Below are 13,823 nucleotides of genomic sequence, written 5' to 3' on the forward strand. Positions count from 1 at the left end.
CGCTTTTTTTTAGAACCAATCACAAAATTTATTTGCCGTGACGCTCTTTGTTCACCAAGTAACTGACCACTTCAGTCACTTTGCCATCTTCACCTTGTACAACATATTTACCGTTCACGACCACTGCAGGTACACCCGTTAGCTGGTATTGTGCAGCGAGTTGGTTCGATTGCATCACTTTGGCACTGACTGCAAATGAACTATAAGCTGCATTAAATTTTGCCGCAGGCACGCCATATTTTGTAAAGAATTGAGCTGCTGAAGCTTGGTCAAAAATTTGTTGGTTTTTCAGGTGAATCGCATCAAACAAAGCCAAGTGAGTACGTTTGCGTACACCCAATTGCTCAGAAGCATAATAAGTCCGTGCGCCCGACTCCCAAACAGGATTCATTGCTGCTGGAGAGCGTACAAAATTGACATCTTTCGGCATCTTTTTCAGCCATGCCTGCATGTGAGGTTCTAATTTAAAACAGTGTGGGCAACCGTACCAAAAGAACTCACGAACCTCAATTTTCCCAGGAACATCAACCTTACCGGGGTTCTTCAAAATCGTATAATCTTTTCCTGCAACAAAATCTGCCGCCATAGCGTTGGCTGAAAATGCCATAACTGTTGCAGCTAAGCCATTGATAATGAATTTTTTCATGGATTGATGTTTCCTTATATAAGATTTTGACTAGCTTAGCCGCTAACTATAAAACATCTATGCAAAAAACGTTTTGTTTCTGTCAACTTTTTTACAGCTTTTATCGCTTTTTTTCCAAGACGCGCTACACTAGCAACGAAAACAAATCTTTTAAAAATGAAGCACTGTACTGAGGTGAAGGTCATGGCACAGCTGAATGTTGATCCACAAGAAATTGCAAAATTCGAAGCTCTCGCAGCCAAATGGTGGGATCAGCATTCCGAATTCAAACCCTTACATCAGATTAACCCGCTACGCTTAAACTGGATCGATGAACTGTCTGGCGGTGTACGTGGCAAAAAAATCCTCGATGTCGGCTGTGGTGGTGGCATCTTGGCAGAAAGTATGGCACGTCGCGGTGCGGCTGAAGTGCTCGGCATTGATATGGGCGAAGCACCGCTTGCCGTGGCACGTTTACATGCCGAACAAGAGCAGGTTGCCAATATTCAATACCGCCAAGTGCCTGTTGAACAACTCGCAGAAGAACAAACAGGTCAATACGATATCGTCACCTGTATGGAAATGTTGGAACATGTTCCAGATCCTGCCTCAATTATTCAAGCGTGCCAGAAACTGGTTAAGCCGAATGGTCATGTGTTTTTCTCGACCATTAACCGTAACCCAAAATCGTATCTGTTTGCCATTATTGGGGCAGAATATCTACTGCGTATGCTACCAAAAGGCACACATGATTATCACAAATTCATTCGTCCTTCTGAACTGGCAACTGACATTGAAGCTGCAGGCTTAAAGTTAAAACAAATGACAGGGTTACATTACAACCCACTGACTAAACACTACTGGCTTGCACCCAATGTTGATGTGAACTACATGGTCTATACACAAAATTTGGGTTAAAACATGAAAGCCGTTCTCTTTGATCTCGATGGTACGCTGATCGATACCGCAGCAGACTTTATTCGTATCATTCAAGACATGTGCCGTGAACAACAGCGCCCTGTAGTCGATGCCGACACCATTCGTAGTCAGGTGTCTGAAGGCGCACGTGCTATGGTGAAACTGGTCTATCCTGAACTGGCGATTGACGATGCGACTTTCTTGGCACATCGTCAGGATTTTCTCGATCGTTATGGTCAGCAGATTGTGGTGGAAACTGATCTGTTTGAAGGCATGTATCCTCTACTCCACATGCTTGAACAGCACCAAATTCCGTGGGGCATTGTCACCAATAAGCCACGTAATTTGAGTGAGTCATTGCTAGAGGCACTGAATTTGCAACAACGTTGCTCGGTTTTGGTCTGCCCTGACGATGTCACCCACGCTAAGCCACATCCTGAACCGATGTTTCTTGCAGCCAAACAATTGCAAATTGATCCTGAACAGATTATTTATGTAGGTGATCATCCACGCGATATTGAAGCGGGTCGAAATGCCGACATGTACACCATTTTGGCTGCCTATGGCTATTTACCAGAACAGCATCGTGACGATTTACAGGCTTGGCAAGCCGACTGCATTATTGACACGGTACAACAGTTACACCACGTATTACAGCAGCAATTGGCAATCTAAAATAAACATCAATCACAAATGGAGGTTTCATAATGAAATATTCAGAATATCGACCTCGAACTGACTTATTAAAAGACAAAATAATTTTAATCACAGGTGCAGGCGATGGCATTGGGCGCGCAGCAGCCATCAGTTATGCGCTACATGGTGCAACGGTCGTCTTGCATGGACGCACCCTCAATAAACTTGAAGTCATTTATGATGAAATTGAAAGTTTAGGCGCACCACAGCCCGCCATTTTACCTTTACAGCTCTCCACAGCCTCTAGCCGTGAATATGAACATTTGGTCGATACCTTAGACCGTCAGTTTGGTCGTCTTGATGGTATCCTACACAATGCAGGCATCTTAGGTGAGCGCGTAGAATTGGCAGATTATTCTGTTGATGTCTGGGATGAAGTGATGGCGGTCAATTTACGTGCGCCTTTTGTCCTCACTCAGGAACTACTGCCTTTACTGGAAAAATCTGAAAATGCTTCTGTCATTTTTGCATCTTCAGGCGTTGGACGAGAAGCTCGTGCACTTTGGGGGGCATATTCGATCTCAAAAATTGCGGTTGAAGCAATGAATAAAATCTTTGCCAGTGAAAATAGCTTAGCCAATGTGCGCTATAACTGTATTAATCCGGGGGCAACCCGTACAGCAATGCGTGCCAAAGCCTTTCCTCAGGAAGATCCTCTGAGCTTACCGACACCTGAAAGTATTATGCCAGCGTATCTTTATTTAATGGGTGAAGATAGTATTGGAATGAACGGGCAAAGTATTAATGCTCAAGACTAATTTTACCAAATGATCAATTTATATTAATATCACCAAACTTAATCAAGTTAAACAAAAAATCAGCATCTTTAAAATTAAGGTGCTGATTTTTTAGCTTATAATCAAAAGAAAATTTGCATAAGAATCTTGAATATAGTCCATTTTGAACGTTTTTTAAAACAATCATGTCATGATCTTCACAGTTTCTCTGCATTTTTTTTATACAGTAGTACAGCCACACTTGGCATAACATGCAATACATTGAGGACGCAAAATGAAACAGAGTTTAACAGCGATGGCACTATGCTTAACTGTTTGGCTAAGTATTCCTGTTGCTTTTGCAGCCCCTCATGGTGGAGGAGGTGGCAACTTTGGTGGTCGCGGAGCAAATAGCTTCAGTAACAACGATGATGGTTTCTTTAATCGCGCTGATAATGATGGATTTTCACTACAAGACTTACAAGAGCGTCGTCGTGCCCGTGAAGAGCGTGGCTTTCAACGCCTGAAACAACTAAAATGGCAAACAGGCTATACCATGCCACAGCATTATCGCAGTGATCGTTATAAAGTCGATTATGATGACTATAACCTGCCAAAACCTGCACGTGGTCAACAGTGGTATAAGGTCAACAGTGACTATTTATTGATTAATGATGACAATATCATTCTTCAGGTGCGTTAAAAAAAGCTCCCGAAGGAGCTTTTTTCTTACATGATTTTAATACCTTGTTGCCCTGCTGGGGTCACTTTGAAAATTTCAACTTCAAAAGTGATGTTCTTGCCCGCAAGTGGATGGTTAAAATCAATTTCCGTAATATCTTCATTGACCGATTTCACCACACCAAACAAACTGGTTTTCGCTTTGTCTTCAAATTCGATCATGTGTCCAACCACTGGAGACTGTTCAAATTTAACGGTATCAAAGCGCTGAACATTTTCTGGATTCCAAGGGCCAAAAGCATCCTCAGGGGGTAAATGCACAGTACGGCGATCGCCTGCACGTAAACCAAACAATGCTTTTTCAAAGCCTGGTAACAAGTTACCATCGCCAATCACCAAACTGACAGGTTCTTCACGGCTACGGGTATTGTCAATTTCTACGCCATTTTCAATGGTGACTGAAAAGTGCAAATCAACTTTTGAACCTTCGCTCACGCGTGTTTCTTCATTGGGATTAATAATTTCAACCATCTTAACTTTTCACACCTGCTTTACGCTGCTTTTCCAAAAAGAACGTGTCGATGAGCAACAGAATCGTTCCCAAGGTAATCGCACTATCGGCTATGTTAAACGCAGGGAAGTTGTGATTTTGATAATACACATGGATAAAATCAACAACATAACCCAAAGTTACCCGATCAATTAAGTTACCGAGCGCACCGCCTAAAATCAGGGCAATCGCTGCGGGTAAAACCTTTATGGATTTCGGCATTCTCATCAGCCAAAATACAAAAATCAAAGACACGAGCCCAGCAAGTCCCATAAACAAATAACGTTGCCAACCGCCTGCATCGGACAAGAAGCTAAAGGCTGCGCCATAGTTATGTAGCAATGTCCAGTTTAAAAATGGCATTACATGGACAGGTTGCGCATACACCAAGTCTGTGCTGGCAATGTGTTTGGTCCATTGATCCAGCCCGATGGCAAGGGCGGACAGCCCCAACCACAGGATATTATGCGCGTAAAATACTAAACCCTTGTTTTGAGGATTAGGCATACTTTCTCTCTTCGCCAGAACCGGCAACATTCACAATACAACGAGAACATAAACCAGGATGTGCTGCATGTGTATTGACATCTGGTAAAACATGCCAGCAACGTGCACATTTCTCACCTTCAGCAGCAGACACCTGAACACGTAATCCGTCTAGCTCGGTTGCTTCGCCTTGTTCTGCAAATTCATGAACCGCCACTTGTGAAGTAATCAATACAAAACGGAGTTCATCACCCAGTTTGTTGAGGACTGCTGCAAGTTCAGGTTGCGCCCAAAGCTCAACTTTCGCTGACAAATTACTGCCGATGAGTTTAGCGTTACGCGCCACTTCAATCTGTTTATTTACTGCTGATTTTACTTGAATTAATGTTTGCCAATCTGCTTCTGAAAGTAAATTTGCTGTCACCGTTGGAATGCTATACCACTCCGTCGTAAACACATACTGTTCAGATTGCTCTGGAATCAACGGCCATGCTTCTTGTGCTGTAAAGCTCAAGATTGGGCTCATCCAGCGAACAAAGGCTTGTACCAAGTGATACAACGCAGTTTGTGCTGAATGACGTGCTTGCGAATTGGCATTGGTGGTGTACTGACGGTCTTTAATGATGTCGAGGTAGAAACCACCCAAGTCATTGATACAGAAGTTGGTCAATGCACTGCATACCACGTGGAAGTTCATTTCGTCATAAGCTTGAGTAATGACTTTTTGAACTTCGTTCGCACGTTGCAAGATGTATTGATCGAGTGCAATCAATTCTTCAACAGGTAACAAATCTGTGCTTGGTTTGAAACCGTTTAAGTTCGCCAACAAGAAACGTAAGGTGTTACGAATACGGCGGTAGCTGTCGCTGACACGGCTAAAGATTTCTTTAGACGCTGCAATTTCATAACGGTAATCGCTCGATGCGACATATAAACGTAGACCATCTGCACCCAACTGCTTGATGATTTCTTCAAGCGGAATGTAGTTGCCTAAAGACTTAGACAATTTACGACCTTTCTCATCCACTGTGAAACCATGCGTCAACAACGCTTTATATGGTGCGCGGTTGTGGATCGCCATAGAGGTCAACAATGAAGACTGGAACCAACCACGGTGTTGGTCTGAACCTTCTAGGTACAAGTCCGCAGGGCTTTCCAACTCATCACGTTGCTCAAGTACCGCATAGTGGGTTGTACCCGAGTCAAACCAAACATCTAGCGTGTCACGTACAGGATTGTATTGTTCAGCTTCATCACCCAAGAAGTCTTGAGCGCCACGGTTAAACCATGCATCAATGCCTTCTTGTTCAATCAGTTTCGCTACATCTTCAATCAGTTCAGGCGTACGTGGGTGCAACTCATTGGTGTCTTTATGCACAAAGAACGGGATTGGCACACCCCAAGTACGTTGACGTGAAATACACCAGTCTGGGCGACCTTCAATCATCGATTGAATACGGTTTTGACCCCAGTTCGGAACAAATTGAATGTCTTTTTCAATTGCATTCAAGGCACCGTCACGTAGACCTTGTTGATCCATGCTGATGAACCATTGTGGTGTTGCACGGAAAATGATTGGTGTTTTGTGACGCCAGCAGTGTGGGTAGCTGTGCTTAATCGGATTGTGTGCCCAAAGACGACCTGTTTCACCCAATACTGCAATAATTTTTGGATTGGCTTTATAGATGTGCTCACCTGCAAAAATCGGTGCAGTTGGCAAATACACCCCATTACCACCGACAGGATTGTCCACTTTCAAGTTGTAGATCAAGCCCACTTTATAGTCGTCTACACCATGACCTGGTGCCGTATGCACTGCGCCTGTACCGCTATCAGCCGTGACATGCTCACCCAAAATCACAGGCACTTGGCGTTCTGCGATCAATGGATGTTGCAGTTGTAGATTTTCCAGCTTCTCACCAACAAAGTCAGCAAGCACCACAGGATTTTCTAACTTGTAACGCTCACACGCAGACTCAACTAGGCTTTTTGCCAAGACAAGGTTTTGTGTGCCACGATCCGTTTGTACTTGTACCAATTGGTATTCAATTTCAGTATGCAATGCCACCGCTTGGTTGGCAGGCAAAGTCCAAGGCGTCGTCGTCCAGATCACCAAATCGGTTGGATCTTGAACGTCCACGCCTAAACGTGCTGACAAATCTGCAAGATCAACCACAGAGAACCCAACGTCAATCGCGTCAGATTTTTTATCTTCATATTCAACTTCAGCTTCTGCCAATGCTGAACCACAGTCCAGACACCAGTTCACTGGTTTTAAGCCGGGCTGAATGTGACCATTTTTCTGGATTGCACCCAAAGCACGTACGATATCGGCTTCTTGCTTGAAGTTCATGGTCAAATACGGATTGTCCCAATCACCCAGAATCCCTAGACGTTTGAAGTCATTACGCTGAATATCAATTTGCTCTAGCGCATATTCACGGCAGTGCTTACGGAAAGTTGCAGCATCGACTTTCTCGCCGACTTTACCTACTTTCTCTTCAACTTTAAGTTCAATTGGTAAACCGTGACAGTCCCAACCGGGTACATACGGTGCATCGAAGCCATCTAAAGTGCGGCTTTTGACAATAATATCTTTAAGAACTTTGTTGACCACGTGTCCAAGGTGAATCTGACCATTCGCATACGGAGGGCCATCGTGAAGGACATATTTTTTCTTGCCTATACGCGAAGCACGAATCTGCTGATAAATGTTGTCGGCGTACCACTCTTCTAACCATTTTTGTTCACGTACTGCCAAATTTGCTTTCATTGCAAATTCAGTACCTGGCAGATTCAATGTGGCTTTATAATCCACTACATTTTCAGGTGTTTGCTTATCGCTCATGCAAGTTGCTTCCAGTTTTGTCTGCGCTCACGCCGACACGTTGTAACATCAAAATTAAAACTAAAATTTAAAAAGGGAATTCGTGGTGTTGCTCACGGAATGCGCGTAATTGTACAACATCATCCTGAATTCCTGCTTTGAGTGCTTCTAAAGAAGGATAATTCCGTTCACCATGCAAAAAGTGTAAGAATGTCACTCGCATTAATAAACCATACAGATTAGCAGAAACCTCAGGAAAATGTACTTCTAAACGCCATTGTGGGTGTTCCTGACGAATCGCAGGACGCGTGCCAACATGCCCCGCCCCAAACAGTGCCGTCGGTTGATAACCTTTAACACCGAGTTGCTCAGGTGAGTCTTGGCGGACTTTGGCATCTAGCGCAGTCGTTTCACAAAACACATCAACTGCGTAAATGCCGTTAATACATGGACGATGGCGGTTTAAACGTACATTAATCGTTGGAAAATCAATGGTGCGCCCAATCTGATCGCCATATTGTACCCGACCTGTAATGCTATACGGACGACCAAGCAGGCGCGCAGCCAAAGCCAGATCACCTTTTTGCAAGGTTTCACGAATACGGGTTGAGCTGACACGCTCACCATCGAGTTCCACAGTATGCAAGTTGGTGACACTAAAACCATACTGACGTAAAAACTCGGCATTGCCCTGACGGTTTTTACCAAAATGAAAATCATCACCCAACACTAAATGCTGTGCATTGAGTTGTTGTTTTAAAAGTTCTGAAAATTGTTCCGCACTCAGACTACGAAAATGATTGTCAAACTTGGCAATCACCACATAATCCACACCCAACTCACTGAGATATTCAACTTTTTCACGCAGCGACATAATGCGTGGCGGTGCTTGATAACCTTTAAAAAACTCTAAAGGTTGCGGTTCAAAAATCATCACGGCAGTTTTCAACTGCTCGGCTTGCGCTGCTTGTTTAAGCTGAGCAATCATCGACTGATGCCCAAGATGCACACCATCAAAGTTGCCAATCGTCACGGCTGTCTTTGGCAAATCTAAATCGGCTGGCAAGGCATTCAAACGAAGTAGCTTCATGGCACTTTTAAAAATTGATGATTTCAAAGCCAACTATTGTGCCATATTCTGATCAATTCGTCTTGTGGTTGTTTTTATCAAATTTTAATGTTTAAAAACATTTACTTAGAAATAAAAATCTCAATTGATTTCAAACCCACCCAACTTGCTGTCACTCTTACAGATCAACACAATTTGGTTATACTAAACACGCAACTTCATCCCCAAAGAGTAGATCATTTGAACACTTTGCATGACCATGCCCTGATCATGGCACTTCCGAGCGAATCTCAAGGTTATTTCGAAAATCATGGTATTACCGTGCACTATAGTGGTATTGGTAAGGTCAATGCAGCATTTAAAGCCTATGACGTGATTCAGCGTACAGGCTGCAAAACCCTGATCAACTTTGGTACAGCAGGCAGTTCTAGTTTTCCACGACATGCGTTGGTTGAGATCGGACAATTTGTACAACGCGATATGGATGTCTCTCCGCTTGGCTTTCCTGTCGGAACTACGCCAATGGATGATGAGCATCCCGCAGAAATTGATCTTGAGCGCTATTTTCCTGAGCTTCCCCATGCTGTATGTGGTACAGGGGATTCATTTGAAACAGGTTTGCCCAAAGTGCAATGTCAGGTGGTCGACATGGAAGGCTATGCGCTGGCAAAAGTCTGTAAAAAGCTCGGCGTGCGCCTGATTTCGGTGAAATATATTACCGATGGTGCAGATGATAGCGCGCATCTCGACTGGCAAGATAATTTAAAAGTGGGGGCAGAAAAACTGTTACAGCTCTATCAACAGCATTTTTAAAGCAACAACACCAGTGTTATTCTTGCACTGGTGGCGTCATGCTGCCATGTAACAACATCGCAATGGTATGTTGAATTGCACGTTGATGAAAACTACGATTACGCAAGGTTTTGCCTAAAATCGCAGAAAACTGAGCATCAAAATCAGCATAACTTTGCGTAATTGACCATAAATTCAAAATAAACAGCTCAGGGTCAATATGTGCAGCCATTTTCCCTTCAGCTTGCCAGTGTTGTAGCACTTTCAGCTTACGCTTAACGTGTTTCTTAATCGAACCTTTCAGTACCGTTTGAATATATGGTGCGCCCTGAATAATTTCTAAGGCAAACAGTTTAGAGGCTTTCGGATTGGTTTTAGAAAATTCAATCTTTTGCGTAATATACTGCGTCAGAATATCTTCAGGCTCTAAACCTGATTCAAACAGTTGCAAAGGTTCAATCCATTTCTGAAGAACCGACATCAACACTTCAATATACAGCGCTTCTTTATTTTCATAATAATAGAAAATATTTGACTTATGCATGTGTGCCAACTGGGCAATTTCATCCAGACTCGCCCCATTAAAGCCGTACACAGAAAAGACATCTAAGGCAGCATTTAAAAGTTGATTACGTTTTTGCGTACTTTTCTTTAGTTCCATTGCCAACACAATTTCAGAGAAATGATTTTGATTGTAGAGCAATTCTGTGACTTTGTGCACTCATCTTGTCAATAAAAATACTAATCCATAAAAATAAAATGGGTTTTAAAAACAGCATCGAAATTTCAGATTATCTTTTTAAATACCAATGAATTACGCTGATAGTTATATAACGCTTGTCGAGCATTTGGTAAATCATCGACTGTTGCATGGCTAAAACCATGCTCCAAGAACCAATGTGCCGTCCGCGTGGTCAATACAAAGAGCTGCTGAATCCCCAAAGTTCGGGCTTTTTCTTCCAAAAAGTTTAAAATCTGGCTACCACGATTAGACTTGCGATAGCTTGGATGCACTGCAACACAGGCAATTTCAGCCGATGCAATTTCATTTTCAGTCGTTGGAATCGGATATAAAGCGGCACAAGCCAAAATCGTTCCATCGCGCTCAATCACCGCAAATTGATCAATCTCGGTTTCCAAACGCTCACGTGAGCGATAGACCAAAATCCCCTGCTCTTCAAGCGGACGTAGCAAGTTAATTAAACCACCGACATCCTGAATATTCGCCATACGCACTTCTTCATAATGTGCATCCGTGACCATGGTGCCAATCCCGTCACGGGTAAACAATTCCTGAATCAAAGCACCATCATGCGCATACGGTAAAACATGCACCCGCTGCACACCATTCAGTGCTGCATCTTTTGCCCCTTGTAAGTACAACGCCATTTGACTTTGGCTTTGCTGAGATTGAGCAATATATTGATCGAGCTGATGCGGTGCAATTTCACGCTGTAACTGCCCTTGCGGATTGAGTACCCCACGTTGATTGCCCAAGAAAATTAACTTGTCTGCTTTGAGAGCAATGGCAGTTTTGGTGGCGACTTCTTCTGCCAGCAAGTTGAAGACTTCACCTGTAGTTGAATAGCCCACAGGGCCGAGCAAAATAATATTATGACGTTCCAGCAAACGCGTCATGGCATCGACATCCACCGCACGAACTTCACCTGTCAGCTGAAAATCAATACCATTACGGATCCCATAAGGCTTAGCCGTAATCAGATTGCCCGAAACGACATCAATCCGTGCGCCAAACATAGGGGAATTGGCAAGCCCCATCGACAAAAGTGCTTCAATCTGCATACGCACAGCACCGACAGCCTGCATCACACAAGGCAATGCTTCACGGGTTGTGACACGACGTGACTGCTCAAAAGGCGTTTCAAGCTGCTGAATGTGCAGTTGGGCATTAATTTGTGGACGTGCGCCATAAACCAAAACCAAGCGAATGCCGAGGGAATGCAGTAACGCAATATCATGAATAATATATTGAAAATTTTCATGCTGGATGGCTTCACCATCAAACATCACCACAAAAGTTTTATTACGATGCGCATTAATATAAGGTGCGGAATGACGAAACCAGTGCAAATAATCCTGCGTATTTTGATGAACAATCGCAGTGGAATCTTGTATTTTTTGCATGCTGATCTCGGCTAATGGCATATCTTCAATATTCTAAACAAAAAACCAAGAAGAAACAGTGTTTAGAACATTCGCATTTTGCAGAATTCGAAGCAATCCTGATGTAATGATTACAGCGTTGTCAGCAATCTCTTACAACGCTTACCGCCATTCGCGGCTATGGCATCATTCATTTTTTTCTTAAGATAGAACCATACAGAGACAGGACGTCTCTTATTAAAAGAATAAAAAATCTAGGTATGGAAACCTTATGGTATGACAGGAGTTGTACCCTCGGTGAAGAATCAAAAAAAGCCTCAACAGGATGTTGAGGCTTTTTTTGATTCTATGAAATCGTAGATGGATCCGATGTTTTTTCTGGCTGTACTCGCATATACAAGCGAATCACCCAAAACACGCCACCTAAAATACACCCAATTGCAATTGCTTCTAGGCTACTCGGAAAACGTCCAGCAAATACATACGAATAACTACATGCAAACAGGGTTTCAAACACCATCAACTGCCCACCTAAACTAATCGGCAAACGTCGGGTTGAAGCACTCCACAAAGCATTTGCGATCCAAGAACCTGCTATTGCTAAAAATAAGCTAACCATTGCAAAGGTCACCCACTGCTCTGCACTTTGCTGTAAAAACCACGTTTTCGGCATCAGAATCACCGTGAATATTCCCGCAGGTAAGGCGATTAACCCCGTCATGATGCCCATTAAACTCGACCATTCACGACTGTTAAAGGCACTTTCTTTCAAATAACGTGCATTATGAATCGCAAACCATGACCAACTCCCAACTGCAGCAACAACACATGCCATTCCAAAAATTCGTTGCCCAGTGCTCGAATGTACACCTAAAAATACATCAGGAATAAAGTTAATCAAAATCAAGCCAAATGCCACAATACAGAGCGGTAACTTAAGTTGTGAAAAAGGTAGACTCGACTGTTCACCTCGTCCTAAAAAGGCAATGGATACAGGCATTAAGCCATTAATCAATGATGTCATGGTAATTCCTGCAAACTGTACAGCCGTACCAATACAGGCAAAATATAAAATGTTGCCTGCAATTGACAACTGAATTAGTTTATAAATATCGGCTTTATCTAATTTTTTAATTAATTTTTTTAAGGTAGGCAATGCCACAAGCAATGAAATTAGCCCATATAAAACAAAACGCACACTACTAATCAAAATTGGATTAAATTCAGGAATAAACCAAGGAGCAACAATTGTTCCTCCCCACAAAGCACAGGCTAAAATCGCGAAAATAATGCCTTGGCGCATACTGATTTTCCCTAAAAATAAAACAGCAGCATAAAGAGATCACAGTAAAAAGACTAAAGATCATTTAGAATTGATCTATTCCATAGAGGAATAGCGATGGTAAAAATATGAGTCCTTACATTAAAAAATTACCCCCTCTTGAAACCTTGATTGCCTTTGAATCTGTCGGGAGGCACGGGAGCTTTACCCAAGCAGCAACTGAGTTGTATCTGACTCAAAGTGCTGTCAGCAAACAGATTCGGCAGCTTGAAGATTCTTTAAAAATTCAACTCTTTGAACGTAAACCTCGCGGTGTGGTATTGACCCCTGCTGGAGAAGAACTACATCAAACAACTCAGCAAATATTTGAGAAATTACAACATAAAATCATTCGCTTACAGACAATTCATCAATCCGATAGTGTCACCATTCTTGCAACGCATGCACTGACTCAATTTTGGCTATTTCCAAAATTGGTCGAATTTCATAAGGCTTATCCCAACATTACCGTACATGTCGATGCGATCAATACTATGGATGAGTCGAGCTTTACCCAATATGATCTTGGTATTTTATATGGTGCAGGGCATTGGTCATCTTTACATAGCCAGCGCCTGATCCCAGAAGTCATTTATCCTGTTGCTCATCCTGATCTTGATATTTCACAAATTCATAACTTACAGGACTTAGCAAAAATTCCATTAGTTCAAATTAATGCCAGCACATGGGATTGTTTAGACTGGAAAGACTGGTTCCAACACTTTGATATGTCCTATCAAATTGCCTCAGGTAGCCCAACGTTTAATCAACTGACATTGGCTTTTCATGCAGTACAACAAGGAATGGGCATAGGATTGGCATGGAGCTTTATAGCAGATGAATTGGTACATACAGGAAAACTTCAACAAGTGACATCTTTCAAATGCCACACTGGAAATGGAGAATTTTTAGTCTATGAAAAGCATCGAAAACTTAATGACGCAGCACAAATTTTTCACGACTGGTTAATAAACTCAACCTAACTTTATCATTATCCTAATTTTCCCGCAAAGAAAAT

General features: G+C 42.6%; 14 protein-coding genes. 6 read left to right on the plus strand and 8 right to left on the minus strand.

Going from position 1 to position 13,823, the window contains the following annotated elements; all coding sequences use genetic code 11:
* Positions 1–28 precede the first annotated feature (28 nt).
* Positions 29–646 (minus strand): thiol:disulfide interchange protein DsbA/DsbL, encoded by a 618-nt coding sequence (locus LVY74_RS08280; protein ID WP_237814678.1) that lies wholly within the window; start codon positions 644–646, stop codon positions 29–31.
* A gap of 183 nt (positions 647–829) precedes the next feature.
* Between LVY74_RS08280 and ubiG the strand changes: the two genes are divergently transcribed.
* From ubiG to LVY74_RS08300, 4 genes are all read left to right on the plus strand, one after another.
* On the plus strand, positions 830–1,543 hold the full coding sequence (gene ubiG, locus LVY74_RS08285; protein WP_237814679.1) for a bifunctional 2-polyprenyl-6-hydroxyphenol methylase/3-demethylubiquinol 3-O-methyltransferase UbiG: 714 nt from the start codon (positions 830–832) through the stop codon (positions 1,541–1,543).
* A gap of 3 nt (positions 1,544–1,546) precedes the next feature.
* The gene (locus LVY74_RS08290) at positions 1,547–2,218 is read left to right on the plus strand and encodes an HAD family hydrolase (protein ID WP_237814680.1); all 672 of its coding nucleotides are present in this window, start codon (positions 1,547–1,549) and stop codon (positions 2,216–2,218) included.
* Positions 2,219–2,250: 32 nt separating this feature from the next.
* Positions 2,251–2,997 (plus strand): YciK family oxidoreductase, encoded by a 747-nt coding sequence (locus tag LVY74_RS08295; protein ID WP_237814681.1) that lies wholly within the window; start codon positions 2,251–2,253, stop codon positions 2,995–2,997.
* A gap of 253 nt (positions 2,998–3,250) precedes the next feature.
* Positions 3,251–3,658, plus strand: a complete 408-nt coding sequence (locus LVY74_RS08300; protein ID WP_237814682.1) for an RcnB family protein — start codon at positions 3,251–3,253, stop codon at positions 3,656–3,658.
* A gap of 26 nt (positions 3,659–3,684) precedes the next feature.
* Here the strand turns inward: LVY74_RS08300 and LVY74_RS08305 are convergent, their stop codons facing one another.
* The 4 genes from LVY74_RS08305 to ribF form a co-directional block, all read right to left on the minus strand.
* Entirely contained in the window at positions 3,685–4,167 is a 483-nt protein-coding gene (locus tag LVY74_RS08305; protein WP_237814683.1) for an FKBP-type peptidyl-prolyl cis-trans isomerase, read from the minus strand.
* Position 4,168: 1 nt separating this feature from the next.
* The gene (lspA, locus tag LVY74_RS08310; protein ID WP_237814684.1) at positions 4,169–4,693 is read right to left on the minus strand and encodes a signal peptidase II; all 525 of its coding nucleotides are present in this window, start codon (positions 4,691–4,693) and stop codon (positions 4,169–4,171) included.
* The gene (gene ileS, locus LVY74_RS08315) at positions 4,686–7,520 is read right to left on the minus strand and encodes an isoleucine--tRNA ligase (RefSeq protein ID WP_237814685.1); all 2,835 of its coding nucleotides are present in this window, start codon (positions 7,518–7,520) and stop codon (positions 4,686–4,688) included. Before ileS ends, lspA begins: the two co-directional genes overlap by 8 nt.
* 67 nt (positions 7,521–7,587) lie before the next feature.
* Positions 7,588–8,589 carry a bifunctional riboflavin kinase/FAD synthetase gene (gene ribF / locus LVY74_RS08320; protein WP_151708961.1) on the minus strand — a complete coding sequence of 334 codons (1,002 nt, stop codon included), beginning with the start codon at positions 8,587–8,589 and terminating at the stop codon, positions 7,588–7,590.
* A gap of 219 nt (positions 8,590–8,808) precedes the next feature.
* On the opposite strand from ribF, the gene LVY74_RS08325 reads away from it, so the two are divergent.
* Complete coding sequence (locus LVY74_RS08325; RefSeq protein WP_237814686.1) at positions 8,809–9,381, plus strand: 5'-methylthioadenosine/S-adenosylhomocysteine nucleosidase family protein; 573 nt, start codon at positions 8,809–8,811, stop codon at positions 9,379–9,381.
* Between the two features lie 16 nt (positions 9,382–9,397).
* Here the strand turns inward: LVY74_RS08325 and LVY74_RS08330 are convergent, their stop codons facing one another.
* From LVY74_RS08330 to LVY74_RS08340, 3 genes are all read right to left on the minus strand, one after another.
* Positions 9,398–10,021 (minus strand): TetR/AcrR family transcriptional regulator, encoded by a 624-nt coding sequence (locus tag LVY74_RS08330; protein WP_237814700.1) that lies wholly within the window; start codon positions 10,019–10,021, stop codon positions 9,398–9,400.
* A 125-nt stretch (positions 10,022–10,146) separates the two neighbouring features.
* Positions 10,147–11,505 carry an amino-acid N-acetyltransferase gene (gene argA, locus LVY74_RS08335; protein WP_151778252.1) on the minus strand — a complete coding sequence of 453 codons (1,359 nt, stop codon included), beginning with the start codon at positions 11,503–11,505 and terminating at the stop codon, positions 10,147–10,149.
* A 325-nt stretch (positions 11,506–11,830) separates the two neighbouring features.
* Entirely contained in the window at positions 11,831–12,787 is a 957-nt protein-coding gene (locus LVY74_RS08340; RefSeq protein ID WP_237814687.1) for a DMT family transporter, read from the minus strand.
* Between the two features lie 107 nt (positions 12,788–12,894).
* On the opposite strand from LVY74_RS08340, the gene LVY74_RS08345 reads away from it, so the two are divergent.
* Positions 12,895–13,788 (plus strand): LysR family transcriptional regulator, encoded by an 894-nt coding sequence (locus LVY74_RS08345; RefSeq protein WP_237814688.1) that lies wholly within the window; start codon positions 12,895–12,897, stop codon positions 13,786–13,788.
* The last annotated feature ends 35 nt before the right edge of the window (positions 13,789–13,823 follow it).

Source organism: Acinetobacter sp. ME22 (genome assembly GCF_022012315.1).
GTDB classification, from domain to species: Bacteria; Pseudomonadota; Gammaproteobacteria; order Pseudomonadales; family Moraxellaceae; genus Acinetobacter; species Acinetobacter brisouii_A.